This window comes from Williamsia sp. 1138 (assembly GCF_002095435.2).
In the GTDB taxonomy this organism is placed as follows: Bacteria; Actinomycetota; Actinomycetes; order Mycobacteriales; family Mycobacteriaceae; genus Williamsia.
This window is the reverse complement of the sequence record NZ_MJEJ02000027.1, coordinates 25554-48635: the sequence shown is the minus strand read 5'-3', so window position 1 is coordinate 48635 and position 23082 is coordinate 25554. Positions and strand designations below refer to the sequence as shown.

Here is a 23082-nt window from a genome sequence, read left to right as displayed (position 1 = left end):
ACGGACTGTGCCGAAAACACTTGCGATCACAGTGACCCGAAACCGGGGTTAGATTTGACGGCGTGACTTCTGAATCTTTCTTCGATCTGCCCGATGCGAACGAACGACTGACGCCGGCGATCGTCCTCTCGGCGACCGAGAGCGCCCGCAACACCGTCATCGACGAGATCCGCAGCCGCTACGGCCGCGACTACAACATCAAGTTCGCCGCGACCGGCGGCGAATGCCTCGAACTGACGAAGAGCCTGCTCGCCAAGAAGGTGCCGATCGCCCTGTTCCTCATCGAACTCGGCGATCTCGGTGACTGGAACGGCGACGCCCTGCTCCAGAAGCTGCGGTTCGTCGTCCCCTCGGCGCGGCGCGTGGCCCTGATTCCCTCGATCCGGTTCGGCGACTCCTTCGACGAGCTGCGTACCGGCGTCGCCGAGGGCCGCTATGACACCTACCTCGGCATCCCGCGCGGACAACGCGACGAGGAGTTCCACACCGCGATCGTCGAGTACCTGTCGGACTGGGGCTGGTCGGTGGCCGCCCCCGAGGTCGCCTACCTGCAGATCGTCGCCGACGGACCATCCCCTGAGCTGTCGGCGATCCGCGATTTCCTCGACCGGATGGGTATGCCGGTGGAGATCCATCACCCGGATTCCGTCGTGGGACGCGACATCCTCGCCTCGGTCGAGGGCGACTCCGAACTCCCCGTACTGAGCCGTCTAGGGAAGCCACCGCTGTCCCGCCCGACGGTCAGTGAGGTGGCGGCCACCATCTACGGCACCCCGGACAAGATTCCCGAAGGCACGGTCGCCGACCTCCTGGTGATCGGTGCAGGTCCCGCCGGGTTGGCCGCGGCCGTCTACGGCGCCTCCGAGGGGCTCACCACCACCGTCATCGAGCAGGGCGCCATCGGCGGACAGGCAGGCACCAGCTCCATGATCCGCAACTACCTCGGATTCCCTCGCGGCATCTCCGGCATGCGCCTCGCCCAGCGGGCACGGATCCAGGCCAGCCGCTTCGGGGCACAGTTCTTCTCCGGTGAGGGCGTCACCGAGATCGAGGTCAACGACGAGTACGACCACCACCACGTCCGGGTCGGCGACGCCCGCATCTGCGCGCGCGCCATCGTCATCGCCACCGGTGTCGCCTACCGGCGTTTCGGCGTCCGCGGATGCGAGGACCTCGTCGGGTCGGGCGTCTACTACGGGGCCGCTACCAGCGCAGCCCGCGAGATGACCGGCCGCTATGTCGTGGTGGTCGGCGGCGGAAACTCCGCCGGGCAGGCCGCGATGCACCTGTCGCGCTTCGCCAAGTCGGTGACCATCGCGATCCGTCGAGAGTCGCTGACAGAGACCATGTCGGACTACCTCATCCGGGAGATCGAGGCGAGCCCGTGCATCACGGTGAAGGGTCACACCGAGGTCGTCGACGGTGGCGGCGACGGGCATCTCGAGTGGCTCGAATTGTGCAACAACCAGACCCGTACCTCCGAACGGGTCGACGCCTCGGGCTTGTTCCTGCTCCTCGGCGCCGCGCCGACGTGCGACTGGATCCCGCAGGAGATCAAACGCGACGAACACAGCTTCCTCGTCACCGGCCGATCGATGCCGAAGGAGTACTGGCAGGACGGCGTTCCCCCGGCGTTCCTCGAGACAACGGTGCCGGGGATCTTCGCTGTCGGCGACGTGCGGAGCGGATCGATGAAGCGGGTCGCATCGGCAAGCGGCGAGGGCGCCTCGGCGGTGCCCCTGGTGCACGAGCACTTACAGCGGGTGCGGCTGGCGAATCTGACACCCCGGCACTAGCGGTGCGGGCTATCGGGCCATCAGTCGATTCGGTAGACCCTGCGGGCGTTGTCGCGGAACACCTTCCGCAGCAGCTCTTCTCCATACGGTTCGAGCACGTCGAGCTCTGTGCCGACGATGGTGGCCATCGTGGCATTCGGTTTGTCGGCCGGAAAGTTTGACCCGAACATCATGCGGTCGGGGCCGAACACCGACACCACGTGTTCGAGGAGCGGACCGGTCATGCTCGTCAGGGTCTGCTGGGTGCCGATGTTGCCGGAACGCTGGTGGCCGTAGCCGAGGAGCGGAAAGGCCAGACCGGACAGTTTCACGACCACGTTCTGACACTGGGCAACCGCGGAGATGTCCTCACGCCACGCCCGCATCAGCTCGTGCCGCTGGGCGGCGGTGTGGCCGGTGCTCTGCCCCATCGGCCCGAACAGGCCGACCGGTGTGCCGAAATGATTGAGCACGATGGTGGTCTCGGGGTACTCGCGCGCCAGGGTCCGGACGTCGCGCAACTGATGCGAGTACACCCAGGCATCGAACACCAAATCTCGATCGGCCAGCGCGGCGAAGCCATGGAGGAAGTCGGGGTCCGCCAGCAGTCCTTCGACCTCGGCCCAACTTCGCACCTTGGGGTCCGGATGATTGGCCGCCATCGCGCGGATGCCGGTGACGCGGTCGGAGATGTCGAGGTGCACGTCCAGCAGTTGTGAGAAGAACGGGCTCCGGGGATCGCCGCGCGCAACGATCGCTCCCAGCTCCGGTGCTCCGTTCACACCGAACGGCAGGCCCGCGACCCATCTGGTCTCGGCCGCCGCCGCCATGGGTTCGTCCGTCCGCCAATCCGCCTGCATGTGGACGACGGACTCGACCGGCACCCCCGCGGTCAGCAGCACCGCCGCGGCGTCGTGCTGGTAGTGCTTCGGCAGATACGGCCTGGTCACGAACTTCGGATCAAGGACGAGTTCGCGGTCCTTCTGCGTCACCGCGTACCGGAATATCGCCTTGCCGAACACCGGGGCCGCCCGATAGAGCCGTGTCCGTTTCGACGCCTCCCGCGGAGACCGCAGCGGGTCCCACTGATGCACGTGCGTGTCGACGATCCCGGGGATCACCCCCGCCAACGCTCCCGTCGACACCGACGACCGCGACTCCCCCACTCGCTGCTTCTCCCCCGCCCCCATGGTCTTGTGGTCCGTCTGCAGTCCACGTGCCAGTACACCGGACCTATCCTCACCCGACCCGGCGTGTGCGCCCCGGCGCACCTGGTGCTTGGCACGCTCCTCTGCCATCTGACAACTGTACCCAGCCATCCACCGGAGCCTGGGCGTATATACAGGCCTTGGGCAATAAACTGTCCGGGAAAGCGAACACGGCGACCGCACGAGGTCGCACTCGGGAAGGTCGGGGCTCGAAGTGGGAACGCATACTCATCACGTCCTCTTGCAGGTGCGTGATGTGCTGAACGCAGACCCCGATCGGTTCACGTCGAACTTCTACCTACGCCTGTTCGCGACGAATCCGGAGCTGCGTGAGCTCTTCCCGGCCAACATGGGCCACCAGCGGGCGATGCTGTTCCGGGTCATCGAGTACGTGCTGGAAACCGTCCCCGACCGGGACAACCACCCACAACTTCTCGAGTTCCTCGGTCAGCTCGGGCGGGACCACCGCAAATATGGGGTCACCGAAGAGAACTACCACCAGTTCTTTGCCGCGCTCGTGCGTGAGATCGCGGTGACGATGGGCGACCGCTGGGACCAAGACATGGCGAATGTCGTCTCTCAGGCCTTCATGCTCACCACCGGCGTCATGCGAGGTGCCGCCCACTCAGCACCCGGACCTGCGACCTGGAAGGCCGTTGTGGCCGAGAAGTACCGGCTGTCAAGGGATCTGGCCGTGGTGCGACTGAAAGCATCGCAACCGTTGACGTTTGCAGCCGGTCAGTACCTCGAGGTCCAGATCCCCCAGTGGCCGCGCATCTGGCGACACTTCTCGCCGTCGATCCCGCCGAATCCCGACGGCGAGCTCGAGTTCCACGTACGCGCGATTCCTGGCGGTTCCATCAGCAATTCGATCGTCACCGAGACCCAGGTCGGCGACGTCTGGCAGCTGGCGCAGAGCCATGGCACCCTCCGGGTCGACACCGACCGCGAGGTTCTGATGATCGCCGGTGGGACCGGGCTGGCGCCGCTGCGGGCGCTGCTCATCGAACTCTCGTTCCGAGCCGATGCGCCACCGGTGCACCTGTTCTACGGAGCGCGATACCCGGCAGATCTCTACGACCTGTCCCGGCTGTGGCGTATGGTCGCCACCAATCCGTGGCTGACGGTCACGACGGTGGTCGAAGACGACACCGATCCGTGGTGGAGCACAGCGAGCGAGGAATCCGGCCGCATCACCCTGGAGCGAGTACAGGGGCAACTCGCCGACGCAGTGCTCGGATACGGCAAGGACTGGACGCAGCACCAGGTACTACTCGCCGGGTCTCCGGAGATGATCGCGACCACGCGGCGTCGACTACTCATCGCAGGCCTTCCGGCGAGCAAGATGCAGCACGACCCGGTCTGAGTCGCTACTCCGTGTCGTCCGCGTCTTCGCTTTCGGAGGGCGACACCGGGGGCGACGTAGTCGTTGTCGTGGTGGTCGTCGGCGGAGTGGTCGTCGTGACCGGAGGCGGCGCCTGCGTCACCGTCACCGGGGGCGGCACCTGGGTGATGGTCCTGGTCGGCGGCGGAGGTGGCGGCGCGAGGGTGGTCGTGGTGGTCGGCGGCGGGGGCAGCACCGTGGGCGAGGAGATGCGCGACTGCCCCTTCGACGTGGACACCGCGGTGGTGGTGCTCGAACTCGCAGATACCGTGGACACCGGGTTCTCGTCCACTGCGGTCTCGGGGGTGTTGTTGCCGCCGGTCATCACCACCGCGACGATCACACCGACTGCGAGCAGGAGGGCAGCGCCGGCCGCTGCGGAGAGCAACACCCAGCGACTGTTGTCGCCGCGTCCGCCTGCCGCCGCGGCCGCGACCAGAGCGGCGCCATGGGCCGCGGTGTATTGGGGGTCCTCGGCGATCTGGACCGGCAGCTGTAGTGCGTATTCCAAAGATGGTGCGACACCCGGGATCTGAGCCCCGGGTCCGATCACGAGCAGACCGAACAATCCGCCGGCGGGGTTTCCGATCACGCCGATGGCATCGGCCAGCGTCTGCGCACCATCCGGTTCTGTCACCGCCAGCCGGTCACCAAGGGGAGACACCGCGCTCGCCCCGACAACGGTCCGGGTAGCGGTGTCGACGAGTGCCACGGACTGTCCGGGGAACAGCGCACCGCTGGTGTCGAGCGCTGCCACCGCGACCACGCCGCGGGCCTCGGACTGCGGGGACCCGAACGGCCCGGCAGCGATCTCAGCGAAGGCGACCGGCGTCCCGACGACGGTTGTCCGGGCAAACCAGCTGGGCTTTCGTTCGGATGTGGATCCCGTCGGGTCGGGCGGTGCCAGGAAATCAGGCACCACCCCGGCCGCGATGATGTCGGCGATGGCAAGTTGCATACCGCTGTCGGAGCACGCGATGGTGATCGCCGCGGGCTCGGTGGGTGCTGACTCGATCAGCTGGTAGATGGCGTCGAAGGCCACGTCCGGTCCGGTGCCGGGCAACTCGACGAAATTGCGGGCGAGGATGTCACCGGTACCGGATTCGGCCACGACCGAAGCGATCTCCACGTCTGTGACGGAGATCCCGAGTACCTGACTCATACCCGCGTATCGCCCGGCACTGGTCGCTCGTTACCGATTCGGACGATCGCGGCGGGGCTTCCACACCACGAGAGCGCTGGTACGGGGCATCGGCACGAGGTCGCCCGGACGTCCGCCACGGGCGTTCGCGAGTTCTGCCTCGAGTTCGCGAACCCGGCTCTGGAGTGCATCCACCTGATTCGTCAGCTCGATCACCCGCTTGATCCCCGCGAGGTTCACACCCTCGTCCTGGGAGAGCCGCTGCACCTCGCGCAACAATTCGACGTCGCGCGAGGAGTAGCGGCGGCCCCCGCCTGCCGCACGCTGCGGCGTGACCAGGCCGAGCCGGTCGTAGGTCCGCAACGTCTGGGCGTGCATCCCGGCAAGTTCCGCCGCGACCGAGATCACGAACATCCTGGCCGTCTGCTCGGCGGATTCCCGGTCATCGCGAGGTGAGGTCATGACTTGCCCCAATTCGCCCGTGGGTCGAAGCCGCTCGCTTTCTCTGCGGCTGCGTACTTGCTGAGTGCCTCGACCGCGGCGTCGTCCAGTTTCGATGGCACGGCCACCTTCACCGTGACGAGGAGGTCGCCCGCACCGCCGGCCCGTTTGGCAACACCACGTCCACGGACCCGCAGCGTGCGGCCGTCGACGGTGTTCGCCGGGATCTTCAGCCCGACGGATCCGTCCAGGGTCGGCACGGACACCGTGGTGCCCAGGACCAGTTCGGCAAAGCTCACCGGCAGCGTGACCTTGACGTCGTCGCCGCTGCGCGTGAACGTGCGGTCGGGTGAGACGTGCACGACCACGTAGAGATCCCCGGAGGGAGCTCCGCGCAGTCCGGCCTCGCCCTGCCCGGCAAGCCGGATCCGGCCGCCGTCCGAGACGCCCGGCGGAATCCGGACCGTGATCGGGCGGGTGCGCACGGTGGCGCCGTCGCCGTCACAGACCGGGCACGGATCGTCGATCTTCGAGCCCGTGCCACGGCAATCCGAGCACGGTTCGCTGAAACCGAACGCGCCCTGGTTCCGGCTGACCACGCCGGCACCGTTGCAGGTGGGGCACACGCGCGGGCTGGTACCGGGTTTCGCACCGCTGCCGTGGCAGTTGGTGCAGGGTGCGGAACTCGTGACGGTGATCGTCTTCGAGGTCCCGAGCGCGGCTTCCTTGAAGCTCAGTGTCGTCTCGGTCTCGAGATCATTTCCGCGCCTGTTGCGGGTGGTGGTGTTGCCCCGGGGAGCCGATCCCCGGTTGAACAGACCACCGAACAGGTCGCTGAAGTTGCCTCCCGCGCCTGCTCCGCCGGTGCCTGCACCGTCGCCGAACAGGTCGTTGATGTTGAATTCCTGGCCGCCCGCGGTGGTGCCGTAACCACCTGGGAAGCCGGTGCCGCCTCCGCGGCCCCGGGCGCCTGCGAACATGCGCCGGGTGTCGTCGTACTCTTTGCGTTTCGCCGGATCGGCCAGCACGCTGTGCGCCTCGGAGACCAGCTTGAAGCGCTCTTCTGCGGCGGGGTCGTTGGGGTTGGCATCGGGATGCAGTTCCCGCGCCAGCTTGCGATAGGCCTTCTTGATCTCGTCGGCGGACGCATCGGGTGCGACGCCCAGCGCTTTGTAGAAGTCCTGTTCGAGCCATTCACGTTGTGGAGCCACCAGGCGTCACCTCCTTCTCTTTGTCATTCTCGTCCATACATGTGTCTGTGGGTGGAGAGATCCCGGCCCAGGCGCAATGCGCCTGGGCCGAGGAGCTCATTCCTGTGAGGCCGGAGCGTCGGGTTCGGGGCCGTCGACGACGACCACCATGGCGGTCCGCAGGACGCGGTCACCGAGGCGGAAGCCCTGGCGGTACACGTTCCCGATCACCGGGTTCGATCCGTCACCTTCGTTCTGCACGGCTTCATGCAGAGCCGGGTCGAACGGGTCTCCCTCGGCACCGAAGGCCGCCAGGCCTGCGCTGCTGAGCGTTTCCGTGATCTTATCGGCCACCGCACGCAACGGACCCGCTTCCAGGTCGCCGTGCGCGCGAGCCCGGTCGAGGTCGTCGAGCACCGGCAACAGCGACCTGATGAGATCGCCCTTGCCGTACTGCTGTGCCGAGACCTTGTCGCGCTCGGCGCGACGCCGGTAGTTGGCGTACTCGGCGTGCACGCGTTGCAGGTCCGCGATCAGTTCGGTCTCGCGATCCGAACCTGACGCGTCCGATACGGCCTCGTCGAGGGCAGCGTCCACGGTGTCTTCCGAATCCGGCTGTGCGAAGACGTCTTCCGTTTCCGGTACGTCCGCAGCTTCCGTGTCTGTCTCTGTGACCGGTTCGGATCCAGGACCGGTCACTTCTTGTCCTCGGCGTTGTCGGCACCTTCATCGACGACCTCGGCGTCGACGACGTCGTCGGCGCCACCGGGCGTCGCTGCACCCTCTTCGGCACCGGCGTTGGCGTAGATCGCCTGACCGAGCTCCTGCGAGTCGGTGGTCAGCTTCTCGACCGCCGACTTCACGGCGCCGAGATCGGTGCCCTTGAGCGCTTCGCGAACACCCTCGATCGAGCCCTCGACCTTGGTCTTGAGTTCGGCGGGAACCTTGTCGTCGGAGTCCTTGAGGAACTTCTCGGTCTGGTTCACCAGCGACTCCGCCTGGTTGCGGGTCTCGGCCTCTTCACGGCGCTGACGATCTTCGTCGGCGTGTGCTTCGGCATCCTTGATCATGCGGTCGATCTCGTCCTTCGACAGGCCCGAGCCGTCCTGGATCCGGATGGTGTTCTCCTTGCCGGTGCCCTTGTCCTTCGCGGTGACGTGCACGATGCCGTTGGCGTCGATGTCGAAGGTCACCTCGATCTGCGGGACGCCCTGCGGTGCAGGAGCGATGCCGGCCAGCTCGAACGATCCGAGCAGCTTGTTGTGCGAGGCGATCTCACGCTCACCCTGATAGACCTGGATCTGCACCGACGGCTGGTTGTCCTCGGCCGTGGTGTAGGTCTCGGACCGCTTGGTCGGGATGGTGGTGTTGCGTTCGATGAGCTTGTGCATGACGCCACCCTTGGTCTCGATACCGAGGCTCAACGGGGTCACGTCCAGCAGCAGCACGTCCTTGACCTCACCGCGCAGCACACCGGCCTGCAGTGCGGCACCGACGGCGACGACCTCATCCGGGTTCACACCCTTGTTGGGGTCCTGTCCACCGGTGAGTTCCTTGACCAGTTCACTCACTGCGGGCATACGGGTGGAGCCACCGACGAGCACGACATGGTCGATGTCGCCGACGGAGATGCCGGCGTCCTTGACCACGGCCTGGAACGGCGCACGGGTGCGCTCGAGCAGATCGCCCGTGATCTTCTGGAACTCGCTGCGGCTGAGCTGCTCATCGAGGAACAGCGGGTTCTTCTCGGCGTCGACCGTGATGTACGGCAGGTTGATCGAGGTGCTCTGTCCCGAGGACAGTTCGATCTTCGCCTTCTCCGCGGCCTCGCGCAGACGCTGCAGGGCCATCTTGTCCTTGGTCAGGTCGATGCCGTTCTGCGCCTTGAACTTCTCCACCAGCCAGTCGACGACGCGCTGATCCCAGTCGTCGCCACCGAGGTTGTTGTCGCCGGAGGTCGCACGGACCTCGACGACGCCGTCGCCGATCTCGAGCAGGGACACGTCGAACGTGCCGCCACCGAGGTCGAAGACCAGGATGGTCTGTTCCTTCTCGCCCTTGTCCAGGCCGTATGCCAGTGCGGCAGCGGTCGGCTCGTTGACGATGCGGAGCACGTTGAGGCCGGCGATCTGACCGGCTTCCTTGGTCGCCTGACGCTGGGCGTCGTTGAAGTAGGCCGGCACGGTGATGACCGCGTCCACGACCTCGTCACCGAGGTAGCTCTCTGCGTCGCGCTTGAGCTTCATCAGCGTACGAGCGCTGATTTCCTGCGGCGTGTAGTTCTTGTCGTCGATCGACTGGTTCCACTCTTCGCCCATGTGGCGCTTGACGGAACGGATGGTGCGATCGACGTTGGTGACCGCCTGGTTCTTGGCCGGCTGTCCGACCAGAACCTCGCCGTTGCGGGCGAAAGCAACCACCGATGGGGTGGTGCGGGCGCCCTCGGCGTTGGCGATGACGGTGGGTTCTCCACCTTCGAGCACTGCGACCACCGAGTTGGTGGTACCCAGGTCGATTCCAACAGCACGAGCCATTTGTTGCCTCCTATAAGCAGTGCATCCGCGGCAAGCGGAGCACGGGGTGTTCACGATCTAGTCTTTTGGCTTGAGACCTCAGCGCGATCGACTCAACTTCTACCGACCGACGGTACCTTCCGTCAAACCGGCTTGAGTCTTGGCCGCTCAGGTCTCTCGAGAGGTGTAACGGACCCCGTCCCGAAAGTGTTCCCGATTTCGGGAAAAACTTGAGTGGCTCCTACTCAACTCTGCCATCGACCCTCCAGCACTCCCGATGATGTGTCCTTCTGGCGAACAAACGCCCAGGTCGACCTCGCCACAACGACACATCATCGGGGGTGGCGGGGGCTCCCCGGCGTAACATCGCGCTATGACCGAACCCGGACGGCCACCTTCGCGCCCGCGTCCGGGCAGGCCGGAGATCCGGATCGCCCCCCTACGTGAGCCCGTCGCCGACGAACGACCGCGCATCGTCGACGCCGGCGCGGTCGTCTGGCTGGTCGCGCTCGCGGCCCTGACGATCGCGGCCATCTGGCAGGCCTTCAACCATGTTGCCGTCCGCGCCGCGATCAGCGACTCGCTCGCCGCGGACCATCCCGCGACCAAGCGATCCGACATCGACGACACGGTCACGATCATCATGGTCGGCAACGGCGTCGCCGCACTGGTGATCCTGGCCGTCGCGGTGGTCGGGGTCATCCGGGTCCGGGACCGGATCAGTTCGGGTCGCACGATGCTCACCGTGATCGGCGTGCTCGCGGCGGCCGTCGGCATCCAGTTCTGGCTGGTGGCCGAGCCCGCCAGAAATGTCGTCGGACCGGTGATCTCGGTTCTTCCCCTGGTGCTGAGCGCAGGGGCGCTGATCGGCACGGCGCTGCTCTACGCACCCGCTGTCGGGACATGGCTCAAGGCCGCGCCACCGCGGCGCTGATCAGGCACCCGAATCTTGATCGATCGTCGTCGTGATCAGGGTCGTCGACGGGGCCTTCGGCGTGGAGCCGAAGCCGAACCGGACGGGCGGGTCCACCGGCGTCAGGTCTCCGAGATCCTTCCCCTGCCACGTCGCCGTCGCGCTGGTGATGCGCCGCTGACCACGGGCACCGTAGTACTCGCGTCTACCGCCGCCTGCCGTTCCCCGGGTCCGGACACCACGGAGGAAGACGCGGGCGATGGGGTCGCTGATCGCGCAGAACCACGGCGCGGTGACCACCGCTCTCGGCATGACCGACAGCATCCGGCCGAGCAGGGTCGCAGACCCGACCTCGAAAGACACCGCCAACTCCCCCGCCACCACGTGCGTCCAGGATCCGTCGGAGCGATAGGTCACCTCGGCGATGACGGTGCGGTCGAAGTTGTAGGTGGCCGTGACGAAATCGCGAACGTCCTCGCTCGGCGCGATCAACAGCCGCTCGCCGTCGGCGAACTCGACCATTGCGTCGGCGAACTCACCGAGGTGCGAGCGCGGCCAGTGGCCGATGACGATCCGGGTGCCGCCGGAGGTGCCGATACCGGAGATGTCGCCGTCGAAACGCAGCCTGCTCATGAACCGAGTTCCGCGAGAATGCCCTCGGCGCTCCGAGCAGCGACGGTGCAGGCCACCGCGGTCTGCCGGTCGAACAACGGATGCGCTGCCCGTGTGCGCCAGCGTCGGACTTCGTCCATCGCAGCGGTGCGGTGCAGTTCGAGTGGATCGTCGGGGGCGATCCCGAGCCGGGCCCACGGTTGGGTCCCCTGCCCACCGATGATCCGCTGCAGATCATCTCGTTCGGCGGGCGGCAACGCGGTTTCCTCGGCCCGCAGTCTGCCGAGCAACCGGAGTTCGGCGAACCCGTGGGTGTCGGCGAGCAGGTGCGCGGTAGCGCGTCGCAACGCAGCGGCGTCGGCCGAATCGTAGTGGGACAGAATACGGTCGAGGGCGATCAGCGCCGTGTGCGACTTCAGCTGATCGGCCCGCTGTCCGAACTGGACGTCGATGATCTGGCGCAGCTCAGTCAGTCCACTGCGATCGACGAGTTCCGTTGCGAGGGTGGGCGAATCGGAGGTTCCCAGCCTGATCAGGGTGACCGCCAGCCGAATCCCGTACATTCCGAACCGATCGAGGAGTTCGGCGCGCAACTGCGGCTCCACCGGTAACGCCGTCTCGGCCCGTACGAACCTGTCTGCCGACAACATCGCGAGTTGCAGATCCTCCGGCGGCACGGCCGCGAGCGCCTCGAAGGCGACGAACTCCACCTGACGCAACGTCCGCGCGCCCAAGGCCAGCAACCCGGCGACCGGTACCACGGCCTGGCACAGACCGGTGCGCTCGAGTTCGGTGGCGAACCGCGCCGCCACCTGCTTCGCGGACATCATCGCGTCCATCCGCCCGGCTCCGATCTCATCGGCACGCGACACCACCCCGATCACCCCGAGAGGTCCGGACTCTCCGCCGATCGAGTCCCCGAGCCGGCCCAGGAACGAGGTGTCCGTGTTGGTCAGCGTCCGCAACAGGTAGACCACCGCATCTGCCCCCGACTCCGCATCGTCCGGGGTGAGCATGTCGACCGTCAGCGCAGAGACATCACGCGAGAGCGACGCCGTGCCGGGGGTGTCGATGATCGTGGTCGTCCGCAGGGCCCGGGCAGGCCATTCGACGTCGAGGCGATCCACCCGTTCGGCCGTGAGCTCCCCGAAGTCGAAGGTGAGGTGCCCGTCGCGACGCAGTACCGGGATGCCCGCCGACCGATCGCCGTCGTAGTGGGCGGTGACCTTGGGATTGATCCCACGCCGGTACCAGGTCACCACGCGGGTGCACTCGGTTGCGTCCGTCGGCGCGATGTCCTGACCGACCATTGCGTTGAGCAACGTCGACTTGCCGGCCTTGAGCGACCCTGCGATGGCGATCCGCAGCGGCTCCTCGAGCCGGTGTGAACACTCGGCGAGTCGCTCGGCAGCCCAGCGATCACCCGCGCACACCGATTCGGTGGCATCGATCAGTTCCCGGGCACGATCGAGGGTGCTCGGGTTCACGACTGCTCTCCCTGCGACGACGCGGGGTGCAATTGCAATGCCAGTTTCCGTAGCGCTGCAACCGCTTTGAGTTCCCCTTCGAGCTGCGCGGTCCGCTGTCGCTGCTCGGACGTGGCAAGTGCCGCGCCTTCCTGTGCGGCCTGCAGCGAGTCACCGATCGACCGCGCGGACTGCTCGGCGATCTCGGTGAAGTGATCGCGCAGCGCGCGGTGGACGTGGCGCAGCCGATCCTTGGATTCCTTACCCACCTGAAAGCTGACGTCGTCGGTGAATTTGCGGATCGCGGCCTTGGCCTTCTGCCGCCGATCGATCGTCCGGGCTTCCTTGTCGTCCTTGTAGGCCTTGGTACCCAGCAACAGCCCGGCGCCGACCGAGATCGGGTTGATCAGGGCGAGACCGGCGAAGGTGCCGATGAGCCCGAACATGAGGACTCCACCGTAGGAGCCACGCATCCCGATCAGCACCTTCTGGGTGATCCCGACGCGCCCCGATTCGAGTTCGGACAGTTCGGTCACGGTATCGAAGACACCGTCGATGTCGGTGATGTCGAGTGAGGGCAGATGCGCTTCGGCGGAGTCGGTGAAGTGCTCGGCGATCCGTTCCGCGAGCCAGATCGCGCGATCGTGTGCCCAGACGAAGTTGTCGCCGACCACCACCGCTATCTGGTCTTCGAGCCATTCACCGAGTTGGGCCCAGTCCTTCCCGGGGTCGCCTTGGTCGACGGCTTCCTCGGCCTCCCGGGTGACGGCCCGCAGTCGGTCGCGCAGGTCGTGGTCGATGTCGGCGGCGAGATCGGTGATGCCGTCGGACAGGGTCTGCTGCCACAGTGCCGTCCGCTTCTTCATCTCGTCGGCCGTCGCCTTGGCCCGCTGCAGTTCGGCGACCGCCGCGGCCGCCTTCTCCGGATCGCGTAACGCCGCGAGCTCGCTACCCAACGTCAGCGCGAGATGTTCGGAGACAGACCGTAGATCGAGCGCCACAGAAGCTTTCGTCGACTCGGCCGCTCTGGCGACCACCCGATCGCGCAAGAACTGATAAACCTCGACGAACCCGGCCTCGGCATTGAGCGCATCGTCCTTCAGTCGCAACGCATGCGAGCGCAGCAGCGAGGACACAGGGAGCAGCGGAACGTCGACACCTTCACGGTGCAGGTGCGCCTGATCGGCCTCCACGATCGCCCGCCAGTGTGGGTACAGGTCGGTCTTGGTGATCAGGCACGCCACGGTCGGGCACAAACCGACGACCTGTTTCAGGAACGCCACCTCGGGCTCGGTGAACTCCTGGCTGGCGTCCGAGACGACGAACACCGCATCCGCTGCGGGGAGGAGGCCGAGAGTGCTTGCCGCGTGCGGATTCCCATGCCCTCCTACGCCCGGCGTGTCGACGAGGACCAGACCGTCCGCGAGCAGCGGACTCGGCACGTTCACCTCGAGACGCAACACCGTCGACCCGCCCGCAAGCGGATGGTCCGGGGTGATCGCGTTGATCTGATCGAGCGGCACCGTCACCCGCTCCGGCTCGGAGCCGGGCCGGTCGAGCACGAGTTGTGCCGACGCCTCGGCGGCATGCGCGGCCAAGGTCGGGACGGCCGTCGTCTCGTCATCGCCCACGGAACAGACGTCGATGCCGAGCAGCGAGTTCACGAATTGGCTCTTGCCCTGCTTGAGCGGTCCGACGACGACGATCCGGAGCCGGGGGTCGGTGACCCTGGTGCGGGCGCCGTCCAGACGCGCCACCAGATCCTGCCTGCCCGACCGGGCCGCGATCGCGCCCATCCGGCCGAGAAGCTCCCCGAGCTCGCCCGTGGTCTTGGGCGCTGTGGCCACTTCGCTTTTCATCCGGCATCCGACCTGTTCGTCAACGAGAGCAACCCCGATCTGGCCGCACCCGCCGGGTTCGGGGCACACACCAATCGGTCCCGCTCACAGTATCTCGATGAGGCACCGTGATCGGGACCGATGGCGCGGAAGTCTATCGACAACTACACCCCTCGTGTCTGTGCTCGCAGCACTAGTCGTCGATACCGTCGTCCACCGTCCCGGTCGCGCCGGCGTCGGTGTCGCCGACTCCCGCGCCGCCGAGCAGACCTCCGGTGAGGTTGCCGGTCAGGCCACCTGCGTCGAGCCCTGTGTCGGTGCCGCCTCCGGCGCCAAAGGTGTTGTCGGCATCGATGTCCGACCAGGCGTTCCCACCGACGACACCAGTGGTGGTCTCGGTCAGCGATCCGGTCAGGCCGCCGGCGGTGTCCGCAGCGATGTCGGTGGTGCCGGTGAGAGGTGCCGCCGGGTCGGCCAGTCCGCCGGTGACGTCAGCGGTAGGGGCGAGATCATCCAGAGCGCCCTGCAGTTCGGTCGTGGCCCCGCCACCGAGGCCCGTGTCCAGACCACCCGAGCCGAGACCGCCGAGGTCCAATCCACCTCCCGCGGTTCCCGCGAGTCCGCCGGTGACCGAACCGACCACGCCGGTGTCGAGGCCGGCGGTGGTATCGAGCGCGGTGTCCAGTAATCCGCCTGCGACCACGTCACCGCCGGCGATCGCACCACCACCGGTGGAGATCGCTGCGCCGAGACCTGTTTCGAGTCCGCCTGCGACGGTGCCCGCCGCTGCGAGACCGCCGCCCACTCCGCCGTCGACCGCGGTGTTCAGGCCGGTCGCCAGTGCGCCGGCCGCACCGAGTGTTCCTGCCAGACCACCGTCGACCACGGCGCCGGCGCCTCCGGCGAGCGCACCGGCCGCGAGGAGCGAGGTGTCGAGACCGGTCTCGAGTTCGGTTTCGAGCAATCCGGTGACGTCGGCTGCAACCACACCGCCTGCAGCAAGCGCCGCGCCGATCTGCGTGCCGAGCCCTGCGGCCACACCACCGTCGAGTGCGAGCGTGCTCTCGAGCACGACGCCGAGGCCGGTCCCGAGATCGATGCCCCCATCGAGGACACCGAGGAGCTGCGTGCCGAGTTCCCCGGAGAGGACTCCACCCAGGGTCGTTCCCACGGTGGCGCCGACGGTTGCCGCCACGTCACCGCCTGCGGAGAGGATGCCGGCGAGGTCCAGATCGGTATCCAGGACCCCGCCGACACCTAGGGCGCCGACCAGGTCGGTGGCCAGGCCCAGCCCGAGTTCCGGGTTCAGCAACCCGGAAAGATCTGTTGCGGCGGCAAGTCCGGTGGTCGCCGCGAGAACTGCGCTCAGCGACGCGCCGAAATCTGCGGCGAGGTCGCCGCCCGCCGCGAGAGTGGTGGCCAGAGCGGCGGCGAGCTGAGCACTCAGCCCGCCGGCCAGCAGCCCGGCGACATCGACGTCGAGCAGGCCGCCCGCGCCGAGTGCGGTGGCGACCGCCCCGCCGAATGCAGCGGTGAGGCCTGCGGTGAGGTCTGCTGCGCCCGCGAGATCGAGAGCGCCGTCGAACACTGTCGCCAGCGCGAGACCGAGATCCACGTCCCCTGCCAACAGGCCGGTCAGTTGTGCACCGAGGTCGCCGGTCACAACGCTGCCGAGGACTCCGCCCAGTGCGACACCGAACAGTCCGCCCAGATCGCCACCGGCCGCGAGCGCCCCTGAGAGCACCGTGCCCACCGCGAGTCCCAGATCGCCGCCGGCACCGAGGACGGCGTCGACGTCGATGCCGCCGCCGGCACCGATGAGCGCGGTCAGCGCACCGGTCAGTCCGGCCGTGACGCCCCCACCGAGTTCAAGGGCGCCCGCGAGCACCCCGGCGATCGTCGCGTCGGCACCGAGTACCGCATCCAGGTCAAGGAGATCGAGGTCGACGGCGCCTCCGAGGAGGGCACCGACCGCGAGACCGAGGTCGGCACCGACCTCACCGCCTGCCGCCAGGACACCGGCGAGGGTGGTCTGCAGCGTGGTGGTCAATCCGCCGACCAGGCCTGCGACGACGTCGGCGTCGAGGACTGCAGCCAGGGCTCCTTCGAGAGCGCCGGTGGCGCCGAGGAGACCGGTGAGCGTTCCACCGAAGTCGCCGGCGAGGTCTGCACCGACCCCGACCGCGCCGCCCACGACGGCACCGATGGCGCCGCCGACATCGACTCCGGCGATCAGGGCGCCGGCGAGGTCACCCACGAGGTCGGCGCTCGCGCCGATCCCGGCGCCGAGCACCGCACCGAAGGTGGTCCCGACCGCCGCAGCCACGTCACCTCCGAGCACCAAGGCACCCGAGAGCGCAGCGGAGATCGTGCCGCCGGCGGCGAGCAACGCATCGAGGTCCAGACCACCGGCCGCGGCGAGCGCCGCGTTGATGGTCGCGGCCAGCTGTCCGGTCAGGCCGGCCGTGACTCCCAGTCCGCCGCCGATGATCGCGGCGACCGTGGCGCCGATGTCGAGCACGCCGTCGAGGTCGAGGACGCCGGTCAGGTCACCACCGAGTTCGAGGGCTGCCTCGATCACGCCGCCGAGTACCGCACCGAAGCCGGCCGCGAGCTCGCCGCCGACGGTCAGAGCGGCCGACAGGCCGGCGGCGAGGATTGCCGCGAACTGGGCGGTGAAGTCGAGATCACCGAAGTTGATGGCGCCCAGGTCGAGCGAGCCGAGGTCGATGGCTCCCAGATCGATGGCACCCAGATCGATGCCGCCCAGATCGATGCCGCCCAGGTTGCCGAACTCGAGGTTTCCGAAGTCGATGCCACCGAAGACCAGGTCGCCGAAATCGACGTTGCCGAACTCGAGGCCACCCGCCGCGATACCGCCGCCGATCGCCCCGATGTTGCCGATGTTCACGACGTTGACCACGCCCGCACCGCCGCCGGCGTTCACGATCTGGGTGAGCCGGGAGCCACCGTCGAAGAGAGCAGAGTCGGCCACCAACGGAGCCGCGGCGACGATGTCGGCGTGGTGGAGGTCCGGCAGGCCGGCCGCGTCGAGGGCGCCCTGCGGATTGAGGCAGTAGGCCGAGGCCGCCTGATCGTCGCGGAGGAGCCCGAGTATGAAATCGAGTACTGCGTTGCTGGCCATGGGATCTCCTGTATCCGGGCAGATCCAGGCATCGGATCCGCGGTGAGTGACCCAAACGCTACGAACTCCGGGCCCTGTGCCCAACGGGTTGAAGCCCCATGCTTTTCGAACCCCCTATAGGGGATCGGGGGCCTTGGCGTTAGGGGATTCGGGGCGGCCGGGGGATCGGGGATCGGTGCATTGCCCCCTACCTGACGAACTGATTCCCCGAATGGGTAACACCGGTCTCACCTGCGGCGACACAATGGAAGACGGCATCACAGCACGCCGACGCATACGCAACGTTCGCAGCAGAGGGAGTCGTCGACATGGCCGCATCGCAGATGGGGACAGCGCTCGGGTTGAAGATCGGAAGCACCACGTGTGTCGCGGTACCGGCGGACGAGGCCGGGCCTGTGGGTGGCGTCGTGGTCAGTGGGCCGTATCTCGACCTCACGCCCGATCAAGAGCCCAGCCTCGTCGAGACCGCGGGCGCGCACCGCATCACCGGCTTCGTCGACCGGGTCGGCGATCCGGTCGCCCTCCTCGGCGACGACGGCACGCAGTACACCGGTCAAGACCTCTACGCCGCAGCGATGAGCGCTCTGGCCGCGGAGGCCGATCGCTGGAACGCCGACCAGATCGTGGTGGCCATCCCCAACGATTGGCAGGCGCACGCCATCGAGGCGCTCCGGTCGGCCGCCGACGACCAGGCCCTTCCCCCGGTGACCGTGGTAGCCGAAGCTGTCGCGGCCGTCGCCGCACTCGAGTCGCGGCGCGGCCCCGTGGACGGCGTCCAGGTGGTCTACGACCTGGGCGGTTCTGCTCTCGACGTCGCCGTCGTGACCGGTGGACCGGACTCGCGGATCCTGGGACGGCCACTGCGTTCGGAGGAGGTGAGCGGCGCACAGTTCGACCATCTGGTTCTGGGCCACGTGCTCGCCTCGGTCGGTGCCACGGACGCAATCGATCCATTCGATCCCGCGACGGTCACCGCATTGACCGAACTCCGCGCCCGCTGCGCGGCTGCGCGAGAGGCACTGTCGGTCGACACCGAGACAGTGATCTCGATCGACCTGCCCGGGCTGCGCACCGAGGCCCGCCTGGTGCGTTCGGAACTCGAAGAATTGCTCCGCGGACCACTGACCTCCTCGATGTCGCTGATCGGCGAGGCCCTGCATCTGGCGGAGACCGACTTGGCCCGGGTATCGACCATCGTGCTGATCGGTGGCGGTTCGGCCACACCGCTGGTGAGCGAATTGGTGTCCTCGACGTTGCGGCTACCGGTGGCCGTCAACGCGGATCCCACCATCACCTCCGCCACGGGTGCGGCGACCATCGCCGCGGCGAATATCGTTGCCGCGCAAGCAGAGATCGCACTCGCCGCACCGGCCGCCGCGTCGGCGGAGATTGTCCCGTCAGCGTCCCGGGCGATCACCCCGGCCCCGAGAACCCTTGTCGCCGAGCCAAAGACCATGTCGCGCCCCAAACGGATCGCCGTCGTCGTCGGAGTTGCCGCCGCCATCGCTCTCTTGACCGCGGGCGGCCTCTCGGTCGGCACCGCGTTGACCGACGACAACAAGCCGACGGCCGGTTCCTCTGAGTCCACGGCCCCGGCAAAGAGTTCGTCGGCCCCCTCGACCACCGCCGGCGCTCCAGGATCTGCTGCGCGTAACCCCGACGGCACCGCCGGTACCAGTTCGACCCCCGGCCAACCCGGCACCCGGAGCACATCGGGTGCGACGGCGACCACCGCAGGAGGAGCACCACCAGTAGCGGGTCAGACGGGCGCCGCACCTGCTCCGAACGCACCGGCTGCGGGCACACCTGCCCCCGCGCAACCCGGAGGTGGTGGCACCTCGGGTGGGGACACGTCGGGCGGTGGCACCGGCGGCGGGGACACTTCAGGCGGCGGTGAGTCCACCGGTGGCGACACCGGCGGCAGTGGGGGCGGCGGGACACCCGCAGATGTCGGCAACGGCGTCGGTGGCGTGGTCGGTGGAGTCGGCGACGGTGTCGGCGGTGTCGTCGGTGGAGTCGGCAACGGTGTCGGCGGACTGCTCGGCGGCGTCCTCGGGTGACGACCGCAGGAATGCCTGTGTCATCGGCCGGGCTCCGTTCCGCGTCGTCGCCGCAGGCGTTGCTGGCGCGGCTGCAAGCCGGTGAACCGACCGTCGCCTTCGTTACCGGGGTATCCGGTAGCGGAAAAACCGAGCTGCTCGAGTCGTGTCGATCGGTCTTGAACCGAGCCGGGACCACGGTGTCGTCGACACCCGACAAGTCCAAAGCCGCGATCATCCTCGATGACGCACACAGCCACGACCCCGAGACCCTGAGCCGGATAGCCCGATACGCCGAGTCTCCGCAAGCGACCGTGATCGTCGCCTCCGAACCACGCTTCCACGACCCGGCGGTGAAAGACCTACGCCGCAGTATCGGCGCGTTCGGTTCCGCATTCACCCTCACCCCTTTGTCTCGTGCGGAGATCGTCGCGCGCGCCGGCGGGATCATCTCCCCTGTTGTCGCCGAGTCGATCCGGGTCGAGAGCGGCGGCATCCGTGCCGCGGTGAATGCTGCCCTGGTTGCCGCCCGCTCGGCCGCGGACGGTTCGCGAGAGCCCGAAGCGTTGGCCCACGAGGCCATCTCCCAGTGGCAGCAGCGACGGTTGATGGAGCTGGATCCGACCACCTTGGACGTGCTCACCATTGCCGGTCTCCACCCGACGCCGGACCCGAACACGATCGCCGAGACCCTCGGGATCGACGACGAGAGCGCGTGCAGCGCTTTGGATCGAGCGCGTGGCAGCGGATTCCTCGGTGCCACAGACGTGTTGCTCACATCGGCGGCCACGACGCTGCGAGTGGTGCGGGGCGATCACGTCGTGGCCTCGATCCACCGGGCGCTGGTGGACGTATTGCTCGCCCACGGAGTGCTGCGCGAAGACACCGCGATCACCGCCGCGCACTCGGGTATCACCACACCTGCCCTCGCGCAGATGCTCTCGGACGCCGCGGCACTCGCACCCGCACCTCGAGCCGTCACTCTCTGGACTGCGGCGCTCGCCGCCGGCGCCGACCCCGGCGTCGCCCATCTCCCCCTCGCCGATGCCGCCGTGCAGGCCGGTGACCTCGACGCCGCAACCGCTCTCGTCGACACGGTCCTCGCGGACGGCTCCCCTGCCGCGCGACGTGACGCCGTGCGTATCGCGGCGTCGGTGGCCGCGAGGCGCGGCAGCTACTCCAGGTGCGCGGCTCTGTATCGCTGGCTCGGGCCCGAGCACGCGGGCGGCGACGCCCCACTCGGGGTTCTGGCCCTCATCGCCACCGGCGACCGGGCCGGGGCCGAAGAATTCACTGCCGCGGCGGCCGGCGCGCCCCCGACCACCGAGAACTCCCGGGCCCTGCTGTTGTCCACCGGACTGGTGACCTCGTTGACCACCTCACGCGCCGCCGCGATCGGCAGCGTGCTCAGGTCTGCTTCCCTGTCCCGCCCACACGACCGGGCGGAGCCGGAGTCGGCCACCGCGATCGCGGCCCTGCTCGCGCTGCACGGCGGCGACCTCGTCGGTGCCCGATCTGCGCACACCCGATCTGCGCTAGCCCGATCTGCCACCTCGACTGTCACCCGCGAAAAGCTGCTGTTCGGCTGGACGCTGATGCTCGGTGGGGATCTCGACGCCGCCGCCGAGGCCGTCCGATCCTGCGAGCCGAAGCAGTTCCGCGACCTCGTGGTGGCGCGTGCCCTCGCCGTGGCCATCGCCCGGCGCCGCGGCGACGCCGGCGGCCTGCTCAACGCCTGGAGAGATGCTGCACCCGTTGTCGCGGAGATGGAGGTCGACCTCTTCAATCTCTTACCGGTCGGGGAACTCTGGCTCACTGCGGTGCGGTTGGGCGAGACCGCCCGGCTCACTCATCTCGTCGACGACGCCGATCGGCTACTCGGCGAACTGGGTTCACCGCCGGCGTGGGCGACATCGTGGAGCTGGTACGGAGTGCAGGCTGCGATCCTGTCCGACGATCCGGCTGCCCTGGTTCCATACGCCCGCATGCTCGGTCAGGCAGCAGGCGATGACGCTTTTGCCGCGGCGCTCGCCGACGCCGGCCGGGCGTGGCTGCGGGTGATGCAGGGCAACCCCGACGTCGCCGAGGTCGAATCGGCCGCCCGCAAGCTCGAGACCGCCGGATTGTCCTGGGACGCAGCCCGTCTGGCGGGCGAGGCGGCCCTCCGGGTCGAGGACACCCAGTCGGCCACGACACTCTTGCAGGTCGCTCGTCTGGTGTCGGGGTCCTCCGGCCCAGGCGCCCCGGCGCCCGCGTCGGGGCCGACAGATCAGACCACCGTCAGTCAGCTTTCCGAACGCGAAGCGGAGGTCGCACGACACCTGCTCCTCGGCCACACCTATCGCGAGATCGGTGCGGCGCTGTACATCTCGGCGAAGACCGTCGAGCACCATGTGGCACGGATCAGGCGCCGAATCGGAGCAGGATCGCGGTCCGAGATGCTCTCCATGCTCCGAGCCGCCGGTTACGGCCCGGCCGGGCCGGAGTAGTCGACAGCATCGGCCGAACGCCGTTCGATGTCAGTCAGCCGAGACCTCTGCTGCCGGCGGGGTCGAGGTAGGCATCGACGATGTGGTGTCAGGCTTTTCGGCGGTGTCAGGCTCCTCCGTGGTGGCCGCTGCCGCAGGTTCAGCTTCCGGCTCGAACTCGGGTGCTGTGTCCTTGACGTCCTCCGGCGCAGTCCAGATCGCCTCGGCCGGTTCCTCTTCCACGTCGGCTTCCGGCTCCGCCGCCCGATGCTTGCCGACGTACGTCTGCTCGGCTTCGGCAGCGGGCTCCGACTCGTCCGCGACTGCCGTGACACTCGGCTCCGGCGCAGCGGCGACTCTGGCGGACGCCAGGGTGGACGTCGCGGTAGGCGGCACCAGGTCGCTCTCGAACGAGATACCTCCCGGTCCACCGAACTTCACGCGCAATATGTCGCGGGCGAAGTTGGGGATGGGGAGTGGGATCAAGCCCTGGTTGTCGAGGAACTCGAGGGACGTCGGATCAGCGATGGCGAAGACGTAACCTGGCACGCCACTTTCCTGCGAGACGGTAAAGATGAAGAGCAGGCCCGTGCAGGACCCGACATCGGAATGCGATGCCTGCGCAAACAGGGCCATACAACTGACGTTCTCGACAAGCCCACCGAGATCGCCGATGGCGGTGGCGACACCACCAAGCGCAACTGCTTTAGCAGTTCCTTCACCCGACACCGCGATCGTCAGACCCAGGGGCAATGATGTCGCCGTCGCCGATCCGCCCGGCTTGAAGGGATTCTGAGGCACCTTGATGGCGACCGCGCCGCTGACGACGCCCCAAGCATTGGCTTCCGCATGCCCCAAGCCAAGTTGGGAGTTCGCTATCGCCACTCCCGGTCCGGAGATCTTGGCGGTCGCTCCAGGATCGAAGAGGAGCGGTTGCCTAGCTGCCGCA

The 23082-nt window shown here is 67.8% G+C and carries 16 protein-coding genes; 5 read left to right on the top strand and 11 right to left on the bottom strand.

Annotation, left to right across the window (positions count from 1 at the left end; translation table 11 throughout):
- The first annotated feature begins 62 nt into the window (after positions 1-62).
- Positions 63-1796, top strand: a complete 1734-nt coding sequence (locus tag BH683_RS04050; protein ID WP_084834988.1) for an FAD-dependent oxidoreductase — start codon at positions 63-65, stop codon at positions 1794-1796.
- A 20-nt stretch (positions 1797-1816) separates the two neighbouring features.
- Here BH683_RS04050 and BH683_RS04045 read toward each other — a convergent pair whose 3' ends face one another.
- On the bottom strand, positions 1817-2965 hold the full coding sequence (locus BH683_RS04045) for an amidohydrolase family protein (RefSeq protein ID WP_084835012.1): 1149 nt from the start codon (positions 2963-2965) through the stop codon (positions 1817-1819).
- A gap of 232 nt (positions 2966-3197) precedes the next feature.
- Between BH683_RS04045 and BH683_RS04040 the strand changes: the two genes are divergently transcribed.
- Positions 3198-4349: an FAD-binding oxidoreductase gene (locus BH683_RS04040; protein WP_084834987.1), complete on the top strand. Its 1152-nt coding sequence runs from the start codon at positions 3198-3200 to the stop codon at positions 4347-4349.
- Between the two features lie 4 nt (positions 4350-4353).
- Here BH683_RS04040 and BH683_RS28580 read toward each other — a convergent pair whose 3' ends face one another.
- From BH683_RS28580 to dnaK, 5 genes are all read right to left on the bottom strand, one after another.
- Positions 4354-5529: a hypothetical protein gene (locus BH683_RS28580; RefSeq protein WP_084834986.1), complete on the bottom strand. Its 1176-nt coding sequence runs from the start codon at positions 5527-5529 to the stop codon at positions 4354-4356.
- A 30-nt stretch (positions 5530-5559) separates the two neighbouring features.
- On the bottom strand, positions 5560-5970 hold the full coding sequence (locus BH683_RS04030) for a helix-turn-helix domain-containing protein (RefSeq protein ID WP_084834985.1): 411 nt from the start codon (positions 5968-5970) through the stop codon (positions 5560-5562).
- A complete protein-coding gene (gene dnaJ / locus BH683_RS04025; RefSeq protein ID WP_084834984.1) occupies positions 5967-7160 on the bottom strand; it encodes a molecular chaperone DnaJ in 1194 nt (397 codons plus the stop codon). Before dnaJ ends, BH683_RS04030 begins: the two co-directional genes overlap by 4 nt.
- Positions 7161-7256: 96 nt before the next feature.
- Positions 7257-7838, bottom strand: a complete 582-nt coding sequence (gene grpE / locus BH683_RS04020) for a nucleotide exchange factor GrpE (RefSeq protein ID WP_084834983.1) — start codon at positions 7836-7838, stop codon at positions 7257-7259.
- Complete coding sequence (gene dnaK, locus BH683_RS04015) at positions 7835-9673, bottom strand: molecular chaperone DnaK (RefSeq protein WP_084834982.1); 1839 nt, start codon at positions 9671-9673, stop codon at positions 7835-7837. The genes grpE and dnaK overlap by 4 nt, the downstream gene beginning before the upstream one ends.
- A 352-nt stretch (positions 9674-10025) precedes the next feature.
- On the opposite strand from dnaK, the gene BH683_RS04010 reads away from it, so the two are divergent.
- A complete protein-coding gene (locus BH683_RS04010; protein ID WP_084834981.1) occupies positions 10026-10586 on the top strand; it encodes a hypothetical protein in 561 nt (186 codons plus the stop codon).
- On the opposite strand, the gene BH683_RS04005 is transcribed toward BH683_RS04010, so the two are convergent.
- The 4 genes from BH683_RS04005 to BH683_RS29130 form a co-directional block, all read right to left on the bottom strand.
- Positions 10587-11198 (bottom strand): hypothetical protein, encoded by a 612-nt coding sequence (locus BH683_RS04005; RefSeq protein WP_084834980.1) that lies wholly within the window; start codon positions 11196-11198, stop codon positions 10587-10589.
- Entirely contained in the window at positions 11195-12610 is a 1416-nt protein-coding gene (locus BH683_RS04000) for a dynamin family protein (protein ID WP_246833183.1), read from the bottom strand. Before BH683_RS04000 ends, BH683_RS04005 begins: the two co-directional genes overlap by 4 nt.
- A gap of 50 nt (positions 12611-12660) precedes the next feature.
- Positions 12661-14439, bottom strand: a complete 1779-nt coding sequence (locus tag BH683_RS03995; protein WP_246833182.1) for a dynamin family protein — start codon at positions 14437-14439, stop codon at positions 12661-12663.
- A gap of 235 nt (positions 14440-14674) precedes the next feature.
- Entirely contained in the window at positions 14675-17626 is a 2952-nt protein-coding gene (locus tag BH683_RS29130; protein ID WP_084834977.1) for an IniB N-terminal domain-containing protein, read from the bottom strand.
- Positions 17627-17934: 308 nt separating this feature from the next.
- Here BH683_RS29130 and BH683_RS03985 point away from each other — a divergent pair, with 308 nt between their 5' ends.
- Both BH683_RS03985 and BH683_RS03980 read left to right on the top strand, forming a co-directional pair.
- Positions 17935-19686: an Hsp70 family protein gene (locus BH683_RS03985; RefSeq protein ID WP_084834976.1), complete on the top strand. Its 1752-nt coding sequence runs from the start codon at positions 17935-17937 to the stop codon at positions 19684-19686.
- A gap of 11 nt (positions 19687-19697) precedes the next feature.
- Positions 19698-22154, top strand: a complete 2457-nt coding sequence (locus tag BH683_RS03980) for a LuxR C-terminal-related transcriptional regulator (RefSeq protein ID WP_143695970.1) — start codon at positions 19698-19700, stop codon at positions 22152-22154.
- Positions 22155-22184: 30 nt separating this feature from the next.
- Here BH683_RS03980 and BH683_RS03975 read toward each other — a convergent pair whose 3' ends face one another.
- Positions 22185-22991 carry a hypothetical protein gene (locus BH683_RS03975; protein WP_143695969.1) on the bottom strand — a complete coding sequence of 269 codons (807 nt, stop codon included), beginning with the start codon at positions 22989-22991 and terminating at the stop codon, positions 22185-22187.
- Between the last annotated feature and the right edge of the window lie 91 nt (positions 22992-23082).